This is a genomic window from Gottfriedia acidiceleris (assembly GCF_004138285.1).
GTDB classification, from domain to species: domain Bacteria; phylum Bacillota; class Bacilli; order Bacillales; family Bacillaceae_G; genus Gottfriedia; species Gottfriedia acidiceleris_A.
Genome location: NZ_SCFN01000029.1, coordinates 1 through 19,547, shown reverse-complemented (window position 1 = coordinate 19,547; position 19,547 = coordinate 1). Strand labels below are relative to the sequence as shown.

General features: G+C 34.7%; 18 protein-coding genes. All 18 read right to left on the bottom strand.

The genetic code is table 11. The features are described 5' to 3' along the window. Positions 1–313: 313 nt before the first annotated feature. The 18 genes from lysS to spoIIE all read right to left on the bottom strand — a co-directional run bounded on the left by lysS (position 314) and on the right by spoIIE (position 19,201). Positions 314–1,795, bottom strand: coding sequence for a lysine--tRNA ligase (lysS, locus tag EP747_RS22455; RefSeq protein ID WP_069033980.1), 1,482 nt, complete (start codon positions 1,793–1,795; stop codon positions 314–316). Positions 1,796–1,929: 134 nt separating this feature from the next. Next, positions 1,930–2,928, bottom strand: a complete 999-nt coding sequence (gene dusB, locus EP747_RS22450; protein WP_129692212.1) for a tRNA dihydrouridine synthase DusB — start codon at positions 2,926–2,928, stop codon at positions 1,930–1,932. 30 nt (positions 2,929–2,958) lie between these two features. Continuing rightward, positions 2,959–3,159: a helix-turn-helix domain-containing protein gene (locus EP747_RS22445; protein ID WP_056474403.1), complete on the bottom strand. Its 201-nt coding sequence runs from the start codon at positions 3,157–3,159 to the stop codon at positions 2,959–2,961. Beyond that, positions 3,111–3,608, bottom strand: coding sequence for a 2-amino-4-hydroxy-6-hydroxymethyldihydropteridine diphosphokinase (folK, locus tag EP747_RS22440; protein ID WP_129692211.1), 498 nt, complete (start codon positions 3,606–3,608; stop codon positions 3,111–3,113). The genes EP747_RS22445 and folK overlap by 49 nt, the downstream gene beginning before the upstream one ends. After that, complete coding sequence (folB, locus tag EP747_RS22435) at positions 3,605–3,967, bottom strand: dihydroneopterin aldolase (RefSeq protein WP_056474411.1); 363 nt, start codon at positions 3,965–3,967, stop codon at positions 3,605–3,607. The genes folK and folB overlap by 4 nt, the downstream gene beginning before the upstream one ends. Next, positions 3,960–4,802, bottom strand: a complete 843-nt coding sequence (gene folP, locus EP747_RS22430; protein ID WP_235832973.1) for a dihydropteroate synthase — start codon at positions 4,800–4,802, stop codon at positions 3,960–3,962. The genes folB and folP overlap by 8 nt, the downstream gene beginning before the upstream one ends. Next, entirely contained in the window at positions 4,799–5,671 is an 873-nt protein-coding gene (gene pabC, locus EP747_RS22425) for an aminodeoxychorismate lyase (RefSeq protein ID WP_129692210.1), read from the bottom strand. Before pabC ends, folP begins: the two co-directional genes overlap by 4 nt. After that, a complete protein-coding gene (gene pabA, locus EP747_RS22420) occupies positions 5,668–6,255 on the bottom strand; it encodes an aminodeoxychorismate/anthranilate synthase component II (protein WP_097979251.1) in 588 nt (195 codons plus the stop codon). Before pabA ends, pabC begins: the two co-directional genes overlap by 4 nt. Beyond that, positions 6,252–7,682 (bottom strand): anthranilate synthase component I family protein, encoded by a 1,431-nt coding sequence (locus EP747_RS22415; protein ID WP_129692209.1) that lies wholly within the window; start codon positions 7,680–7,682, stop codon positions 6,252–6,254. Before EP747_RS22415 ends, pabA begins: the two co-directional genes overlap by 4 nt. 144 nt (positions 7,683–7,826) lie before the next feature. Then, positions 7,827–8,747, bottom strand: coding sequence for a cysteine synthase A (gene cysK, locus EP747_RS22410; protein WP_129692208.1), 921 nt, complete (start codon positions 8,745–8,747; stop codon positions 7,827–7,829). A 154-nt stretch (positions 8,748–8,901) separates the two neighbouring features. Further along, complete coding sequence (hslO, locus tag EP747_RS22405; RefSeq protein WP_129692207.1) at positions 8,902–9,777, bottom strand: Hsp33 family molecular chaperone HslO; 876 nt, start codon at positions 9,775–9,777, stop codon at positions 8,902–8,904. A gap of 13 nt (positions 9,778–9,790) precedes the next feature. Next, the gene (locus EP747_RS22400) at positions 9,791–10,555 is read right to left on the bottom strand and encodes a type III pantothenate kinase (RefSeq protein ID WP_056474433.1); all 765 of its coding nucleotides are present in this window, start codon (positions 10,553–10,555) and stop codon (positions 9,791–9,793) included. Between the two features lie 259 nt (positions 10,556–10,814). Further along, the gene (gene ftsH, locus EP747_RS22395) at positions 10,815–12,731 is read right to left on the bottom strand and encodes an ATP-dependent zinc metalloprotease FtsH (RefSeq protein ID WP_129692206.1); all 1,917 of its coding nucleotides are present in this window, start codon (positions 12,729–12,731) and stop codon (positions 10,815–10,817) included. An 81-nt stretch (positions 12,732–12,812) separates the two neighbouring features. Continuing rightward, positions 12,813–13,352 (bottom strand): hypoxanthine phosphoribosyltransferase, encoded by a 540-nt coding sequence (gene hpt / locus EP747_RS22390; protein WP_088014785.1) that lies wholly within the window; start codon positions 13,350–13,352, stop codon positions 12,813–12,815. A gap of 9 nt (positions 13,353–13,361) precedes the next feature. Continuing rightward, the gene (gene tilS, locus EP747_RS22385; RefSeq protein ID WP_129692205.1) at positions 13,362–14,750 is read right to left on the bottom strand and encodes a tRNA lysidine(34) synthetase TilS; all 1,389 of its coding nucleotides are present in this window, start codon (positions 14,748–14,750) and stop codon (positions 13,362–13,364) included. A gap of 68 nt (positions 14,751–14,818) precedes the next feature. Next, positions 14,819–15,946, bottom strand: a complete 1,128-nt coding sequence (locus EP747_RS22380) for a protein kinase domain-containing protein (RefSeq protein ID WP_165347227.1) — start codon at positions 15,944–15,946, stop codon at positions 14,819–14,821. Next, the gene (locus EP747_RS22375; protein ID WP_069033966.1) at positions 15,915–16,649 is read right to left on the bottom strand and encodes a VWA domain-containing protein; all 735 of its coding nucleotides are present in this window, start codon (positions 16,647–16,649) and stop codon (positions 15,915–15,917) included. The genes EP747_RS22380 and EP747_RS22375 overlap by 32 nt, the downstream gene beginning before the upstream one ends. A gap of 77 nt (positions 16,650–16,726) precedes the next feature. Continuing rightward, positions 16,727–19,201, bottom strand: a complete 2,475-nt coding sequence (gene spoIIE, locus EP747_RS22370) for a stage II sporulation protein E (RefSeq protein WP_129692203.1) — start codon at positions 19,199–19,201, stop codon at positions 16,727–16,729. Positions 19,202–19,547: the final 346 nt, after the last annotated feature.

Here is a 19,547-nt window from a genome sequence, read left to right as displayed (position 1 = left end):
TTTACTTCATGTTTTGTTTAGTTTTCAAAGTTCACTTTGCCGCTCTGAGGCGACTTAAACATCTTAACATTTTCTATCAAATGTTGTCAATGTTTTTTTAAAAGTTTTTCTCGTTGTCATTTCGTATTAATGTGACAACGTTTAATAATATAACACCTATAAAAACAAAATACAATACCTAATTTTAAATTCTTTTTATTCAGATAGTTTCTACCAGATTCCAATAAATAAATGATGTCCCTATTCCTTTAAAAAGATACATCCAATCATAAAAAACTGGCTAAAAGTATTCCTTTAGCCAGTTAGTTAAATCTTATTTATGTCTCATTAATGGGAACAATAGAACGTCACGGATTGAAGGAGAATTAGTTAACAACATAACTAATCGATCAATACCTATTCCAAGACCACCAGTTGGTGGCATACCATGCTCTAATGCTTCGATGTAATCATCATCCATCATATGTGCTTCATCATTACCAAGCTCACGTTCTTTAAGCTGTGCTTCAAAACGCTCTTTTTGGTCAATTGGATCATTTAACTCTGTAAATGCGTTAGCATGTTCACGTGCCACAATAAATAACTCAAAACGATCAGTAAAACGTGGATCGTCAGCATTCTTTTTCGCAAGCGGTGAAATTTCAACAGGGTGTCCATAAATAAATGTAGGTTGAATTAATGTTTCCTCAACTTTTTGTTCAAAGAACTCGTTAATAATATGACCAACAGACATATTCTCATTAACTTCAACATTATGTTCTTTAGCATATTGTCTTGCTTGCTCAACTGACATCTCTGGCCAGAAATCTACTCCACAAGCTTCTTTAATCGCATCTACCATATGAAGTCTAGTCCATTTTGGCTCTAGGTTTACTGTGTACTCACCGTAAGGAATAGTAGTAGTACCTAAAACTTCTTTAGCGATATGAGCAATTAGATTCTCAGTAAGTTCCATAATGTCAGCATAATCAGCATAAGCTTCATATAATTCAATCATCGTAAACTCTGGGTTATGACGAGTAGAAATACCTTCATTACGGAATACACGACCAATTTCATAAACTTTTTCAAGTCCACCTACAATTAGTCGTTTTAAGTGTAGCTCAATTGCAATACGCATATATAATTCCATATCAAGCGCGTTATGATGAGTGATAAACGGTCTTGCAGAAGCTCCACCTGCAATAGCATGTAGCATAGGAGTTTCAACTTCTAAATAACCTTGGCTATCTAAATAACGTCTCATAGATTGGATAATTTTACTGCGAGCAATAAATGTTTGTCGGCTATCCATATTCATTAAATCTAAATATCTTTGACGGTAACGTTGTTCAACATCTTGTAAACCATGGAATTTATCAGGAAGTGGTAATAACGCTTTTGAAAGGAATGTATATTCTTTAACTTTAATAGATAATTCCCCTACATTCGTTTTAAATACCACACCAGTAACACCTACAATATCACCTAAATCAGTAATATCAAAGATTTCATATTGTTCTTCGCCTACAGCATCTTTACGTACATAGATTTGAACTTGTCCATTTAAATCTTGAACATGTGCAAATCCAGCTTTACCTTTACCACGTTTAGTCATTACTCGACCTGCAAATGAAACAACAATCGCTTTTTCTTCTAATTCTTCCTTAGAAAACTGGTCAAATTGCGCTAATAAATCATTTGAAGAATGTGTGCGCACAAACTTTTTACCGAATGGATCGATACCTTTTCCTTCAAGTGTTTTTAATTTCTCCCTACGTATAAGGGCTTGATCATTTAATTCTTCGTGACTCATTTTCTCAACTCCACGTAATTATTCAATAAATATTTAAATACAATATGATTTTAATAGAAAAACTGCCAGTAATTCGATCTGGCAGTTTTGTTTACTATAACTTATTATATTTTGTCAAGCGAAACCTGTCAAACTTACAAAGCTTGAGCAGCTTTCATTTTTTCTTCCACTTCATTAACGTATGTTGTTAATAATTCAACCATTTGAGCACGAGTACTAACCTCGTTAATTTGATTACGAACTAATGCATTGCCTTTCAAACCTTTTAAATACCATGCAGCATGTTTTCTCATTTCCATTACAGCTACATGTTCATTCTTCAAATCAATTAATCGGTCTAAATGCAATAAACATACATCAATTTTTTCACGTGGTTCTGGCTCTGGCATTAATACACCAGATTCCAAATATTTAACTGTACGATAAATCATCCATGGATTTCCTAATGCAGCACGACCAATCATTACGCCATCACAGCCTGTTTCATCTAACATACGCTTGGCATCTTGAGGAGTCTCTACATCACCATTACCGATTACCGGAATCGAAACCTGATTTTTAACTTCTTTAATCCAGCTCCAATCAGATTTCCCTTCATACATTTGATAACGAGTTCGTCCATGGATCGCCACTGCTTTTCCACCCGCTGCTTCTACTGCTTTTGCATTTTCTACTACATAAATGTGATCGTCATCCCATCCAAGACGCATTTTAACTGTAACTGGTTTACTTACATTCTGTGCTACAGCATATACCATTTCATGAATTTTGTTTGGGTCTAAAAGCCATTTAGCTCCTGCGTCTACTTTTGTAATCTTAGGAACAGGACACCCCATATTAATATCAATAATATCTGCATTAGTATTTTCGTCAACGTACTTAGCAGCTTCAACTAATGTTGATTTTTCACCACCAAAAATTTGTAAGCTTAATGGCTTTTCACGTTCATCCATATAAAGCATATCTAATGTCTTTTTATTATTGTGAAGAATAGCTTTATCACTTACCATTTCTGCGCATACTAAACCTGCACCAAATTCTTTTACTGTTAAACGGAAAGCAGAGTTACAAACTCCGGCCATCGGTGCTAATACGACGGGATTTTTCATCTCGATGTCACCAATTTTCAGCACATCCCATCCTCCTTCTATTACAATAAAAATCTATATTGATAATTCCTCTACACTTACCTTTAATTGTTTTGCACAATCATGCAAAAACTGTTCAGTCGGCATACGATTCCCTCGCTCAACTTCACCTAATACTGATACAGAAACTCCAAGGTTTTTCGCAAAGCCTTCTTGGGTAAAACCTTTTAATTTTCTAAAAGCCCTAATCCGTCTACCCCACTTTTCAGCTTCCATAATCGAACTCCTTTATCCTCTAAAAATTTAGTTTCAACCTTAATTGATTGGTTAATTTCTTTTAAGGGGATTAATACAAAGCTTCTTTCAAACATTCTCGGGTGTGGTATTCTTAGGTGCTCAACTTCTATATCTTCGTGATTATAGAGTAAAATGTCAAGGTCTATTGTTCTTGGACCCCAACGCAATTCCCTTTTTCTACCAAGGTTGTGTTCAATCCCTTGTGTAACATCAAGTAATTGAAGTGGTGTCAAATTGGTAGAAATTTTAATAACGAGATTTAAAAATGGATCTTGGTCTACGTATCCAACTGGGTCTGTTTCATATATAGAAGAGATTTGTTCTACTTGAATATCGGGATAATTCACTAATTCCCTAATAGCCTTTGTAAGAAAACCTTCTCGGTCGCCTATATTCGTTCCTAAACTTAAATATGATTCATTTTTCATATGCGACCTCTTGTTATTTCAACCGCTACAAAATCATAATGTCCTGGTATTGGTGGATCTGGTTTTATGACTTTTACAGTACATTGTTGAATTAAATCATATGTATTTAATATTTGTTTGGCAATCTCTTCAGCCACTGATTCAACTAAATCATAAGACTGACCTTGAACTACTTCTTCGCAGGTTTTAAATAAGTCTGCGTAACTTACTGAATACGCCAAATCATCAGTTTCTCCTGCTTTTTTTGTATCTAATTCGACAATTAAATCAACATTAAATCGTTGCCCTAATGTTTTTTCCTCTTTAAATACACCATGGTATCCATAAAATCTCATACCTGTTACATAAATTTTATCCATTTTTTACTCCAATCTTTAACATCGCATCCATCATTTTAGTCATACGAGAAATCGCTAATACATCATGTACTCGTACAATTTCACAGCCTTTCGTTATACCTAAACAGACTGTAGCCCCTGTACCTTCCATTCGCTCATGTACTTCAGTACCAAGAACCTCCCCTATAAACCTTTTTCGAGAAGTACCAAGTAACACTGGATAATCCAATGCCTTGATTTGATCCATTTGGTTTAAAACTTCCAAATTCTGACCAGCTGATTTTGCAAAACCAACACCCGGATCTAAAATAATCATTTCATCCTTTACACCTGCGCGTTTTGCAATATTAATACTTTCTACTAAATCACAGACAAGATCACTCATTAAACTATAATAGTTTTCATCCGTTCGATTGTGCATTAAACAAATTGGAACATTGTAAGCTGCAGCCACTTCAGCAATTTTAGGGTCTTTCTTTGCTCCCCAAACATCATTAATGATTGTAGCGCCTGCTTCAACGGCTTGCTTTGCCACTTCAGATTTATATGTATCAATTGAAATAGGGACGCCAATTTCTTTAGATAATGCTGTAATAATCGGAACTACTCTTCTTAACTCTTCGTCTACATCAACTGTGGCAGCTCCAGGTCTTGTCGATTCTCCACCTACATCAATAATTTTTGCTCCATCAGCAATTAACTTCTTTGCATGTTGTATTGCTAATTCAATTTCGTTGTATCGACCACCATCAGAAAATGAGTCCGGAGTTACGTTTAAAATCCCCATCACAATTGTTTCATTCTGAATTGGTAATGAGTAATTTCCACAAATCAAAGGTTTTGTTGCTCTTCTCACGCTTGTTCACTTCTTTCCATTTCATTCATGCTTAATAAGGATTTTCGGTAAAGTCTATAATCCTTTTGTAAATCCTTTATTATGCTACTTTCACTAACATTAAAGAACCGCTCGCCAATTACTGTAACGGGAATAATTTCTTGAATTGAGTTTGAAATGAATATTTCATCCGCTTTTAACAGCTCTTGCTCCGTGTAGAAGCCCTCTTCGACTGTAATCCCTTTTAATTTAGCCCAATGAATCACGAACTGTCTCGTTATCCCATTCAAGATTCCCGTATCAACGTGTGGTGTATATAATCGACCTTGGTTAATAAAGAAAAGATTTGAAACGATACCTTCTGAAAGAAACCCATCTTTGTTTAAAAAGATTCCTTCTATACTTGGTGAGTTACCGATCTCTTTTTTCCCGATAATATTATTTAAATAATGATGAGATTTTAGTCGCTCTTTTCCTTCAGGAGAGTTTCGAGGGGTATTTAGTATTACCCCTTCTTTCTCAAAGATATTACTTTCATGCATAGGTTTAATAAAAATGATTGTATTTGGATCCGAATACTTACCAGTGTATAAACCTATTTCTCCAATACCCGCTGAAACATTCAAACGTATATACGCATCTTGTAACTCATTTAATTCAATTAACTTATTTAAAATCGTTTGTATTTCCTCATCTAGCAAATTCCACTCGATATTCAGGTTTAATAACGACTTTCTTAAACGCTTTAAATGATCAAATAGTAAAAATGGATGCCCATTATAGATCCGAAATGTTTCAAAAACTCCTAAGCCATATAAAAAGCCATGATCAAATGGAGATATTTTCACTTCATGATCATTCAAGAATTCTCCATTAAAATATAGTTTCATACTGTACTCCTAGACGGTTTATATGCTTGTAAAAAGTTTCTAAGCATTTCTTTACCGAATTGTGACATAATCGATTCCGGATGAAATTGTACACCTTCGATCGGTAACGTCTTATGTTTTAAAGCCATGATTTCTCCCTCATTCGTCCAAGCTGTTATTTCAAGCTCCTCAGGGAAAGTTTCTTTTTTAACAATTAAAGAGTGATATCGTGTAACGTCAATTGGTGATGGTAAATCATTAAATAACCCTAATCCTTCATGTGTAATTGCCGATGTTTTTCCGTGCATTAAGCGTTCTGCACGTACTACATCACCTCCAAACACTTGAGCGATTGATTGGTGACCTAAGCATACGCCCAAAATTGGGATTTTCCCAGCAAAGTGTTCAATTGCTTTTAAACTGATTCCAGCTTCGTTTGGTGTACAAGGACCTGGTGAAATCATCAAATAAGATGGGGCTAATGCTTCGATTTCTTCTAAAGTAATTTCATCATTTCGTTTTACAATTAACTCTTCACCTAATTCGCCTAAATATTGAACTAGATTATAGGTAAATGAATCATAATTATCAATCATTAATATCATTCTACATTCCCACCCAACTTTGCTTTTTCTTCACTTACTTTCTTAGCTGTCCATAAAGCTTGAGCTTTCTTAAGGCTTTCTAAATACTCATGTTTTGGATTAGAATCAATAACAATACCAGCACCAGCTTGTACATATGCTTGCTGGTCTTTTGTAATCATTGTTCGAATCGTAATGTTTAACTCCATATCTCCAGTGAAGCTAATCCATCCAACAGAACCTGTATAAATGCCACGCTTTGTTGGCTCTAGTTCTTCAATAATTTCCATCGTACGGATTTTTGGAGCTCCTGTTATTGTTCCCCCGGGAAATACTGCCTTTAATAAGTCAAATGAATCTTTACCCTTTTGTAGCTCACCTCTAACATTTGAAACAAGGTGCATTACATGCGAATACTTTTCGATTACTAATAGTTCGTCTACTTCAACAGTTCCATATTCGCATACTCTTCCTAAATCATTGCGCTCTAAATCAACTAGCATAATATGCTCAGCTTGTTCTTTTTCATTTGAACGTAGTTCTTCCATCAGTTGTTGTTCTTCTTCAACTGTTTTACCACGAGACCTTGTACCTGCTATTGGTCTTGTCCAAACTTCTTGATCACGTTTTGCTACTAATAGCTCTGGTGAGCAACTAACAATTTTAAACTCGTCAAAATCTAAATAGGACATATATGGTGAAGGATTTATTTCTCTAAGCTGCTCATATATATACAGTGGATCTGTTACCAGCGTTTCAGATTGTAGTACAGATAAATTCACCTGGAATACATCCCCCGCACTGATATATTCTTTAACATTTCCAACAGCATCCGTAAATTTTTGTTCAGACATATAAATTGTTTTTTCAATCTCTTCGGTAGAAGTTCTTTTAGATAAATCGATTTGCTCTATTTCACTAATGAAGAACTCTTCTAAGGAGTCTAGTCGTTCTTGTGCTTTATCAGCATATTTCATTTCATCTATAACAATAAAATATAATTGTTTTTCTTGATGGTCATAAATAATCACTTCATGGAAGATTAATAAATAAACATCTGGAATATGATAAACATCCTCAGCCATTGATGGTAAGTCTTCGATATAATGGTTACAGTCATATGTGAAATAACCGATTGCTCCACCTTGAAATGGTGGTAAGTCATCTCTTTTTTCCGTTGTGTATTTAGATAGATATTCCTTTGCTAGATCAATTGGATTTCCTTCATACTCCACTTTTCCTGAGCATCCCTCAATCCCTACTTCGACCGTTAATTTATTATCTTTTCCATATAACTTCGCAACAGGATTAGATGCCATAATTGAATATCTTCCGTCACGACCACTTTCAAGAAGTACGGCATTCTTTTTCTCTTTTGCCGTTTCTACAAAGTATTTAAAGAAAGGTGTAGTATAATTGATAACTTTTGAAAAGATTTCATAATTCATGTGAATATCCCCCTCTGATAGCGCTTCTTTTTTCATTTTACACAAAAAGTAAGAAGTATACATCAAAGCATTTTATGGAAAAACAAAAAACCCCTTTGCAGCTTGCAAAGAGATTTTAAAATTATCATTTAATCGATTAAATAATTACTCAAATTGGTATAATGCTGTACTTAAATAACGCTCTCCATTACTTGGAATGATCGCAAGTACTTTTTTACCTTTTCCAAGTTTTTTTGCAACTTGTAATGCAGCACTAATTGCAGCACCAGAAGAGATGCCTACTAGTAAACCTTCCTCTTTTGCTACTTTTCTAGCCGTCTCCATTGCATCGTCATTTTTGATTTGAACGATTTCATCATAAATATCCGTGTTTAATGTTTCAGGTATAAACCCTGCTCCAATACCTTGTATTTTGTGCGGACCTGGTTTACCACCTGATAAAACTGGAGAGTCTTCAGGTTCAACTGCGACAATATTAATTCCAGGGTATGCTTCTTTTAACACAGCTCCAGCACCAGAGATTGTTCCTCCTGTACCTACTCCTGAAATAAATGCATCAAGTTGGTCTCCCATTTGCTCAACAATTTCAGGACCAGTTGTTAAACGGTGGACTTCAGGATTTGCAATATTATTAAACTGTTGTGGAACGAAATATCCATTTTCTTTTGCTAATTCATCCGCTTTACGAATTGCTCCTCCCATACCTTCAGGACCTGGAGTTAGAACTAATTCTGCACCATATGCACGTAATAAGTTTCGTCTCTCAATACTCATTGTTTCTGGCATTACTAGAACTGTTTTGTAGCCTTTAGCAGCTGCTACCATTGCTAATCCAATACCAGTATTTCCACTAGTCGGTTCAATAATTGTATCACCTGGTTTTATTAAACCTTTTTTCTCCGAATCCTCAATCATCGCAAGTGCAATACGATCTTTAACACTGCTACCAGGATTCATAAATTCTAGTTTTAAGTAAATTTCCGCGCTGTCCTCATCTACTAATCTGTTAAGTTTTACAATTGGAGTTCTACCGATTAATTCGTAAACTGAATTTGCAACTTTCATTTCATCCACTCCTAATTCCTAGTATATTGACCTGTTTAATATACATTATGTAAAAAACAAAAGAATCTGTCAATTACTTTCTCCTATACATAACTTGTATGAAATTCATAATAAATTATGAAAAGAAAGCTCGACAAATTCCTTTAATTTTCACCTACAATTTGTTAATTAATTCTTTTAATTGTTCACCAGAATAATGATAAGGTTGATTACAGAAATGACAAGTTACTTCTGCTTCTCCATCCTCTTCTAATATTAATTCTAATTCTTGTTTACCAATACTTAAAAGAGCACCTTCAATTCTCTCTCTTGAGCATTGACATTGGAATTTTACATCCATCGTTTCTAAAACTTTAACTTCTTCTTTTCCTAACACTTCATATAAAATTTCTTCCGGAGTAAGGCCTTCTTCAATTAGTTTAGAGACTGGTTTTATCGTTTTTAAACGATTTTCAATTTGTGTAATACATTCTTCGCTAGCGCCAGGTAAGATTTGAATAATAAATCCTCCACTTGCTAAAATCGAATGATCTGGGTTTACTAATACGCCGACACCTACAGATGAAGGTGTTTGTTCAGATACAGCAAAATAGTAAGTAAAGTCTTCACCAAGTTCACCTGACACAATAGGTACTGATCCTGTGAAAGGTTCTTTCATACCAATATCTTTAACCACTGAGATTGTACCTACAGTACCAACAGCTTTAGCTACATCTATTTTTCCATGCTTGTTCAGTTCAGTTTGTACATGCGGATTTTGTACATATCCTCGTACTTCACCTTTTGCATTACTATCGACTAAAATATGGCCAATTGGGCCATTACCTTCAACCTTTAAAGTTAGCTTTTCATCGCCTTTTAACATAGCACCCATCATTGTAGCAGCTGTTAATGTACGACCCAATGCAGCAGAAGCGTTTGACCAAGTGTCATGACGTTCTTGAGCTTCTTTTACAATATTTGTTGATCTAACGCTATATGCACGGACTTCACCGTTAAAAGCTAATGCTTTTACTAAATAATCTTTCATGATGTACCCCTTTTTAAGAATTTCGTTTATAAATTAAATGTAGACCTTTTAATGTTAAATACGGATCCATGACATCAATGATATCTGATTCCTTAGATATTAATGATGCAAGACCGCCTGTTGCTATAACAGTAGGTTCTACCTTTGCTTGAGCTTTCATTCGTTTTACTATACCTTCAACTTGACCTACATAACCATATAAGATTCCAACCTGCATTGCCTCTACAGTTGTACGACCGACAATATTAGAAGGTCTTGAAAGCTCAATACGAGGCAGTTTTGAAGCCTTTGTATATAGTGCCTCTGTTGAAATATTGATGCCTGGTGCAATAGCTCCGCCGATGTAATTTTTATTTTCATCTATATAACAATATGTAGTAGCCGTTCCGAAATCTACAATAATTAGCGGACTTCCGTATTGTGCGATTCCAGCAACCGCATTAACAATTCGGTCTGCGCCCACTTCTTTCGGATTATCATATTTTATGTTTAAACCTGTCTTTATACCAGGACCAACGATTAGTGGCTTTTGTTTAAAGTATTTTGTCGCCATTCTTTCCAATGAGAACATAATCGGTGGGACAACTGATGAAATAATAACTGCATGAAACTCATCAAACCCAATACCTGCATATTCAAGTAATGAACCAATGACCATACCGTACTCATCTTCCGTTTTATAACGATTCGTCTCAATTCTCCAATGATGTATTAACTCGTCTTCTTGGTAAACACCTAAAACAGTATTTGTATTTCCTACATCGATTACAAATAACATATAATCCACCGTCTCTCCATTTCAAAAATAAAACTTTTATTTTATATTTTTTGTCTCAAGTACATTTTTTAATCACTATAAAAATAATGATAACACAAGTTGATAGTAGTTTAAAAATAGATGCTTTCTGCTGTGGGCATGGGTTCGAATTGTTTTTTTAAAACGCTTCATTGAACCGATTTTTTCCATGGTATTGGTCTATTTGACTTTTTCACCAATAAACAAAAGAAAGAGTGTCTAGAAAGACACTCTTCATTTTTTATTCAGTGATTTTAGGCTCAGTTGGTTCATCATTCTTTTTAGAAATATTGACTTTAACCTCATCTTTTGAAGTTGGAGATGTAGGAAGTGTGCCTTGTTCCCAAAGACTCTTAATTCCTTTTGCATCTAAAGTTTCCACTTCTAATAATGTGTTAGCAAGCAAGTCTAATTTATCGCGATGCTTCTTAATAATATCAGTTGCTTTTGCATAACATTCTTTAATGATTGTTTGAATCTCTACGTCGATTTCATAAGCAATTTTATCACTATAATTTTGTTCATTATTAAAGTCTCTACCAAGGAATACATTTCCTCCTTGAGATTGACCAAACTGTAATGGACCTAGTTTATCGCTCATACCGAACTCAGTAACCATACGACGAGCAATACCTGTTGCACGTTGGAAGTCATTATGAGCTCCTGTACTTACTTCACCAAATACCACTTCTTCAGCAACACGTCCACCAAGTAGACCTGTAATTTTATCAAGTAATTCTGGTTTTGTCATAAAGTAACGATCTTCTTTTGGAAGCATTACTGCATAACCACCAGCTTGACCACGAGGTACAATCGTTACTTTATGAACCATTTCAGCCTCATCTAACACTTGGCCAATAACCGTGTGTCCAGCTTCATGGAACGCAACAATTTTTCGCTCTTTTTGAGATATAACTTTATTTTTCTTAGCAGGACCCGCAATTACACGGTCAGTTGCTTCGTCAATATCAAGCATATCGATTTTCTTTTTATCACGACGAGCTGCAACTAATGCCGCTTCGTTTAATAAATTCTCTAAATCTGCACCAGAGAATCCAGGAGTTCTTTGAGCAATAGCTTTTAAGTCTACTTCTGGTGACAATGGTTTATTTCTTGAATGAACTTTTAATACTGCTTCACGTCCTATTACATCTGGACGATCTACCGTAATCTGTCTGTCAAATCGACCTGGACGTAATAACGCTGGGTCAAGAACATCTGCACGGTTTGTTGCCGCGATGATGATAATACCTTCGTTAGCACCGAAACCATCCATCTCAACAAGTAACTGGTTTAATGTTTGTTCACGCTCATCGTGACCTCCACCTAATCCAGCACCACGTTGACGACCTACAGCATCGATCTCATCTATAAATATGATACAAGGAGCGTTTTTCTTCGCATTTTCAAATAAATCACGAACACGAGAAGCACCGACCCCTACAAACATTTCAACGAAATCAGAACCACTGATTGAGAAGAATGGAACTCCAGCTTCTCCTGCAACAGCTCTTGCTAATAATGTTTTACCTGTTCCAGGAGGTCCTACTAATAGTACCCCTTTAGGAATTCTTGCACCTAATTCAGAAAATTTACGAGGATCCTTCAAGAACTCTACTACTTCAACAAGCTCTTGCTTCTCTTCATCTGCACCTGCAACATCTTTAAATCGTACTTTCTTTTTCTCGTCATTATAAAGACGAGCTTTGCTCTTCCCAAAGTTCATAACACGGCTTCCGCCACCTTGTGCTTGATTCATTAAGAAGAAGAAAAGAATGAAAATAATAACAAATGGAATGAGTGAAGTGAAAATTTGCACCCATGCACTTGTTGTTTCAGCTGGATTCCAATTAGCCTTTATTTTATAGTCAGCAACTGCTTTGTTAACTATTTTTGTCGTTTCGTCACTAATTGGTACTTGAGTTTGGAAAGATTCGCCTTTTTTTACGTCTGTAAAGTGACCTCTTACTATGTACACTCCATTTTTAGGTTGGATAGATGTTAAGCTGCTAACAGCTCCTTTTTGTAACTTAGTATAAAATGTATCGTAACTTACTTTCTTAACTTGAGATTCTGGCCCATTGAAATATGTAACAACACCGATCACAACTAAGAAGATTAATATGTAAAAGACTGTATTACGGAAAATTCGATTCAATTCCAAACCTCCTCTCTTTCAATTTAATTACTTTATATAGTAGCATAGTTATACCATGTAAACAAACGAATAAAACTTGACTTATTTCGTGTAAACTTCAGGCTTTAAAACGCCAACATACGGCAGATTTCGATAACGTTCAATATAATCTAAACCATATCCTACTACGAAAGCATCTGGTACTTCAAAACCAACTAAATCAGCCTCAATATTTGCTTTACGTCCACTTGGCTTATCTAATAAAGTAACGATCTTAACTGTATTAGCTTTGCGATGTTTAAATAGTTCAACTAAATAATTTAAAGTTAGACCACTATCAATAATATCTTCTAGAATGATTACATCTCTTCCTTCTACAGAAGTATTTAAATCTTTTACGATTTTTACTTCACCAGAAGAAACTGTACTATGTCCATAACTAGAAACATCCATAAAATCAATTTCGATATATGTATCAATATGCTTGATAAGGTCAGACATGAACGGAAGAGCTCCTTTTAAAACACCCACTACTAGTGGAAAGCGGTCTTTGTACTCTTCAGTTAGTACTGCACCTAATTCTACTACTTTTTGTTGAATTGCCTCTTCACTTACTAATACTTGTTGAATGTCTTGTTTCATTTTTTCCTCCTAGAAACTCTTAGAAACCACCTGTATTGCAATGAGTGACTCATCTGTCGAAAAATTTCTTTCAAATGCAGATTTCTTTACGAAAGGTACCCATAATATATTATTTTGACTATCCGTAATTATTGGCCATTCATCACGTAATGATTGTTTCATTTTTTCATCAATAAATATATCTTTTAACTTTTTTGACCCATTCATACCCTTTAATGACATTCGATCACCATTCTTTCGATTCCGAACAATGAGTGGAAAAGAAACTTCCTTGACAGAACAAATAAACGTGTCGTTTTTTGGTTCAAAACTTTTATTGTTTAATTCAACTTTTATTGAAAAACCATTTGGTAGTTCGTATACGCCAGGCTCATTTATAGAAATAGTATAATCCTTCACATTCATTTGTTCGAATGTAAAGGTGCATTCATTATATGAGCGTGTGACAAAAAGTCCTCCAGGTAAATGTTGCTCCCACGTGGATTTTTCATTTCGTAATAAAGTCAGAATTGAATTGAGATGCCCTTGTGTCAAGCCTTTAGGGATATATAGGTAGACATAATCTAATATTAGTTGAATACATCTTCTTTGTAAAGATATAGGCACATTTAAAAACTGTTTAACATCAATAGTGACTGCTTGCTTTTCTTTATTTTTAATAACTGTATTCATTGCGTCTTCAGTTAATTCCATTAAATATAGATCATCTTCCAATTGCTGTCTACTAAACTGTTGGAATCTTTTGTGTGCAGTTGGATTTTCTTCAAAAATAAAAGGTAGAATATGATGTCTAAATCGATTTCTTGTGTAAACATCTTTATCATTACTTGGATCTTTTCGAGGAATAATACTTTGTTCGTGACAATATGTAGTTAATGCTTGTTTTCTTAAATCTAAAAATGGACGAATAATTTCGCCTGTACTAAAAGATCTCTTTTCCCTAATGCCAGCGTAACCGACCTGCGAGCTACCTCTTACTAAACGCATCAAAATTGTTTCAACTTGGTCTTCTCCATGATGACCTAAAGCTAAATAATTCGCTTCATATTTCTTCATCGTTTCGTCAAAAAAACGATATCGACATTCCCTTGCCGCCAATTGACTACTTAATCCCGTTTCCTCGATATACTGATTTACATTTATGCTCTTACCTTCATATTGAACGTTATTTTGGAGGCACCAGTTCTTAACATATTCCAAATCATCCAAAGATTCTTGTCCTCTAAACATATGATCTACATGTGCGATAATAATCGAGAACTCGTAGTCCTCTCTGATTGATAAAAAAGAGTGAGCTAACGCCATTGAATCTGGACCTCCAGAAACACCGATCACAATTACACTATTTCTGATAATATTGTTTTGTTTTATAAATTCCTTTAATTGATTAATTACCATTTACCTATACTCCTAATGAAAGAATTCATATCTATATGTTACCATTCACACACTTGGAGTACTATAATTTACAGCTGATAATAAAAATATAATGCATAGGCCAAGCCCATTAACAGGAGAATGGTCGATGTTTCGAACCAGTGAATTCTTTTTTTCTTTTGCTTAACTTGGACATTGTTCCCTGCTCTTGTCTGTGTTGATTGGTTAGATTTTTGATTCTGACTATTTGAATTTCTAGATTGATTTGTAGGCTGACTATTTTTTTTGGATTGTGTTGTTTGATTAGCAGTCTGATTTTGTTTTTTCGATTGCCTTGTTTGATTCATCGAATTTGTTTGTGCTGTAGTAGTTTGAACATTTTTACTCTTCTTCTTTTTTGTAGCATTTATCTTTTGTTCATACATTAATAGAGCCTGTTTCATAGCACTTGCATTAACATACTCCCCTTTTAATCCCTTCATTAGAAATTCTTTATATGGATTAAGGGTTTGTGTTTGAGTAATTACTTGTTCAATCTGATTTATTCCCAGCCCATTTTTTAAAAACTGCTTTTTACAATGCAAGTGGATAAAAATCATCGTAACAGCAAATAAGTCATAGGAAACTTCTGCTTTTCTAGAACCTAAGCCCCAGTAACCACGATCAAAGAACTCCGTAAACTCTTTAACTGCACGTCCAATTTGAGTAACTCCTCCAAAATCAATCCACTGGATTTTATTTGGTTCTTTCGTAACTAGTAGATTATCTGTTTTTAAATCTCCAAAAATAAAGCCTTTATGGTGCAATTTATCTAATAATGATAAAACTTGTATGATAAAAATACTACTCCATTCCATTCCATTTCTTTCGATAAATTTTGGTAAACTTACACCATTTACGTATTCCATAACATAGTAATAGCAGCATTCATTTGTTCCTGGATTAATATAGTCATCTACATCGATAAAAGAAGGCCCAAGGAATGAATCCTGGACCTGTGTGATTTTTTTTAAAACATTTACTTCGTTCGTGATATTAGTAGAATCTTTACTCAGCTTAATAGCAACATCTCCAGTGTTTCCAGAAGCTAGATAAACTGTTCCGTTTGCTCCATTTCCAAGTAAACTCTTAATTTCGTATTTGTTTTTATTCCACTTTCCAGTAATGAGAGTCCCAGGCGCTAAATTAATCTGCCCATTCAATTGATTGTTCATCATCACCATTATTACCTCTATTGTAGTTTTGTTCGTTAAAATAGTTTAAAGCCTCACGTAGAGCAGGACCGGTCGGTGTCATACCACCCATCGTTAACTTAGGAAAAATTGTGTTTAGTTTTTCTAATTTAGGTGTCCAATCTAGTAATTTGTCTACATCGTCATGTTTCCCAGGAAATATAAATAATGAGTAGGCATTTTCTCCTGTTCTTGAGTTTAAACTAATTTGTAAATCAAATAATGATTCCTTAACTGTTTCTAGTTTGTCTTTCATACTAGCACTCGTATCTACTAAAATAATAACTTCTAAACCTACAGTTTCACCGATATCCTCTACAACTTCATATACCTCTTCTCGCTTTGAAGGAGGAAGTGATTCAATCGAATTGCTATCGCCTAAAATTTGCTTTAATTCTTTATTAACAAATCCTTGAATTGTTTGTGTCATCGCTTTTCTAGTAACCATTTGGACAGTTTGAGAAAGTTGCTTTGTGTAAACGACTTGACTAATCCCTCCACCTGCTCTAGCAATTTCCTCGATTTCTTTTAAACCGTCGCCACTTTGTACATTTTCATCTAATATTCCAATTACATTTACTGTAATACCGTATTCTTGTGCCAGACTAGAAACAGCTAACGGATCTTCACCATGGTTCGAATAACCATCAGTTATTAATAGAATTTGTTTTAACTTTCCTTTATACATACAAAATCCCCTCCGCGTAAAAGTTGTTACCATTTTGTCCAATTACGGGAGGGGATAAACCTTTATATTTTATTTTACTAAGCCATCGCACTATATGATGAGATAGATGACCACTCTGGCAAGTTTCGTTTAACAACAGCAACCACAACTGTCATATCATCATTAATATCACCTGTATTCGAACGAATTACTTCCTCCAGTAACAATTCTGCTACTGATTGCGGATCATCTGTTTCAAACTCACTTATTTTACGTTTCATCCACATTTCGTAATTTTCAACATGTTTAGGTCCCTCAAAAATACCATCACTCATCATAATTAATAAGTCTCCAGCCTTTAACTGCTCACTTATGACTTCTACATCAAATTCATCAATGATCCCGATTGGTAAATTACTACCTTCAATTTTAATAACTTGCTTACCTCGTTTAACAAAGCTTGGTGATGAACCAATTTTTAAGAATTTCGCTGAAGCATCGTGTAAATCGACCATCGCTAAATCCAATGTAGCAAAGACCTCTTCAGTAGTACGTAAAGATAGAATCGAATTAATCGATTTAATAGCGACTGTTTCTTCAATACCTGAATTTAATATTTTTTGAAGTAGTTTTAGTGTCTCATTACTTTCAATATGAGCTCGCTCGCCATTTCCCATTCCATCACTTATTGCAATAGCGTGCTTTCCTGCTCCAACATCCATTATTTTAAATGCATCACCCGATATAAAGCCTCCACCTTTAGCTGCAGTCGCAACCCCGGTTTCAATAACAAATGCCTTGTCTGATCCAAATGTAACTAAGTAATTACCTCCATTTGGTATTGTCGCTGCTTCTTCTTTTAATACGACAATCGTCTCTTTTAAAATATCTGATAGGATCGGCGCAATTAATTTTTGGCATTCACCGTACTCGTTTTCAAACGGAATTAAAATATCTATATCAATATTACCCTGCTCTAAGTTATAAATTTCTACTTGGCTAACGTCAATTCCAAAGTTTAATAAAGCCTGTAGGATTTGATCCTCCTGTAATTGATGATTTTCTTTTTCTCGTTGAATCTCTTTTGCAAAATCGACCATTACTTTTGAAACCCCACGCAATTGCTCTGCTACTAATCTCCTACTTTCTTGAACTTGTTTTTTAAGTCTCTGATTTGCACGGAAGTAGAAAACCTCTTGCTTCATTAAATCTGCCATTTTTGAAGACCGCTGGCAATATTTTTCCCACTCTCTCATAAATTGGCCATTCTTAATGAGCTGATCCTTTTCAACTAAATGCATCATATTTTCCATGTATTGATATGTTCGGTCACCATTGTTTGACCAACAATGGTCCTTTTTCATACAACTATTACAGCACTTATTTGAAATACTACAAATAAACAGTTCTTCATCAGTTAGTTCGTCTTCAATTTGTGAAAACTGGCTAGGCTGTGAAAAACTTGCAGATAATGCTTCAAACACGTTTGAAAATTGATTAATTCGATTAGCCGTTAAATCTCTTATTTTACGCAAGTATTGTTGTTGATCTGTAGAGTGTTCTTCTGTTCCAGGTACTAGTTTAGCTAATTGTTTTAGTAGGAAAGATGGTGTTATTAAGAATAAGACAATTGCTATCACTGATTCAATGATTGAAAAAATAATATCTGACTGTTTCTCAGCATAAAAGCTGATTAGGCATGTCCCAATTAATAATCCAGCTGCCGCACCTAACCTTTTTCCCTCTTTAAGAAGACCACCAAGTAATCCAGAGAATGCTAATAAACTCATTTGATATAGACTTGAGACACTAGCTAGACTTAGTATAAGACCCGTTACAACCCCTACTGTACAACCGACCGTTCCTCCGGCTACGAAGGCAAATAGTAAGACAATATATCTAGTAACAATGTGCTGAATAGATAAATCTTGAATATACCAATCAGTTGTTCCCGTCACAACTGAAGCTAAAAGAATAACTAAACATACGATTTCTTCAACACCTAAAAGCTGTTTTCTTTTAGGAATCGCAAGTAGAGGTACACTTTGGAAAAAGATCATCGTTAAAATAAAACTTAATCCCGCTTCAACTGAAGCCATCAAAACATCATACATCAGAACTTCTTGTTGAAAAGCATAAGTAATTAATAGATGACTAATAAATACTGATAAAAAAACTTGAAAAGGTACTAAACCTATATAATGTCGTTTAACTCTAGCGAAGAAAATGTTAAGGATAAAAAATAGGATAATTGTGGCAAATGCATAACTAACCGTTTCAATCGACACAGTTAATGAACCGATCATAAGTGCAACAAAGGCTATACCTGTACGCTCACGTTTCATCATGTAAACTGAGGCAAAAAACGGTAATACAAACGGGAGAATATGTAATAGTATCAACGCTCGTCCTAATAAAAATCCCGTTAAAAAGATTAGTAGTCCAAAGTCAAAGAATGCTCTCTCTAATTTGGATTTAATTGATTTAGAAGATTGCCGAAATACTGATTGAAATCCATTAGTAGGGACCAAGCTTGCTGAAGAATTAGAAGACCCTCTTTGCAGTTTCGTCATATTTCCACCTCATCCGATTTGGTTTATTGAACATATTTTAACTTGTCCAATTGAAGGAATATGTCAAAATGACAAAGGCAAATAAAAGTTTTCTTCGACGGAAAAAGCTTTTACGTACAACTGTTTTACAAAATATGAGAAAAGCTTGCAGCATAATTTCTCTAATAGGGTAAAAGAAACGCAATTATTAAATTTTATGTCAATCGAAATTTAGAATAAAGAGAGTAAGTATAAAATGAGGAATGGGATTAAGAGACAAGGACGCATGTTCCTGGAAAAGAAAAAAAACGCCTAGCCTCTCTTATAGAGACCAAACGTTTTTGTTGTTGTATGACCCGTACGGGAT

Excerpts from the sequence above, each read along its gene's own strand:
- EP747_RS22400 (WP_056474433.1), bottom strand. The coding sequence starts at position 10,555 with ATGTTATTTGTAATCGATGTAGGAAATACAAATACTGTTTTAGGTGTT.
- folB (WP_056474411.1), bottom strand. The coding sequence starts at position 3,967 with ATGGATAAAATTTATGTAACAGGTATGAGATTTTATGGATACCATGGT.
- lysS (WP_069033980.1), bottom strand. The coding sequence starts at position 1,795 with ATGAGTCACGAAGAATTAAATGATCAAGCCCTTATACGTAGGGAGAAA.
- spoIIE (WP_129692203.1), bottom strand. The coding sequence starts at position 19,201 with ATGACGAAACTGCAAAGAGGGTCTTCTAATTCTTCAGCAAGCTTGGTC.
- hslO (WP_129692207.1), bottom strand. The coding sequence starts at position 9,777 with ATGAAAGATTATTTAGTAAAAGCATTAGCTTTTAACGGTGAAGTCCGT.
- hpt (WP_088014785.1), bottom strand. The coding sequence starts at position 13,352 with ATGAAACAAGACATTCAACAAGTATTAGTAAGTGAAGAGGCAATTCAA.
- EP747_RS22445 (WP_056474403.1), bottom strand. The coding sequence starts at position 3,159 with ATGGAAGCTGAAAAGTGGGGTAGACGGATTAGGGCTTTTAGAAAATTA.
- EP747_RS22415 (WP_129692209.1), bottom strand. The coding sequence starts at position 7,682 with ATGAATTATGAAATCTTTTCAAAAGTTATCAATTATACTACACCTTTC.
- EP747_RS22380 (WP_165347227.1), bottom strand. The coding sequence starts at position 15,946 with ATGATGAACAATCAATTGAATGGGCAGATTAATTTAGCGCCTGGGACT.
- pabA (WP_097979251.1), bottom strand. The coding sequence starts at position 6,255 with ATGATATTAATGATTGATAATTATGATTCATTTACCTATAATCTAGTT.
- EP747_RS22375 (WP_069033966.1), bottom strand. The coding sequence starts at position 16,649 with ATGTATAAAGGAAAGTTAAAACAAATTCTATTAATAACTGATGGTTAT.
- folK (WP_129692211.1), bottom strand. The coding sequence starts at position 3,608 with ATGAAAAATGAATCATATTTAAGTTTAGGAACGAATATAGGCGACCGA.
- tilS (WP_129692205.1), bottom strand. The coding sequence starts at position 14,750 with ATGGTAATTAATCAATTAAAGGAATTTATAAAACAAAACAATATTATC.
- pabC (WP_129692210.1), bottom strand. The coding sequence starts at position 5,671 with ATGAAACTATATTTTAATGGAGAATTCTTGAATGATCATGAAGTGAAA.
- cysK (WP_129692208.1), bottom strand. The coding sequence starts at position 8,747 with ATGAAAGTTGCAAATTCAGTTTACGAATTAATCGGTAGAACTCCAATT.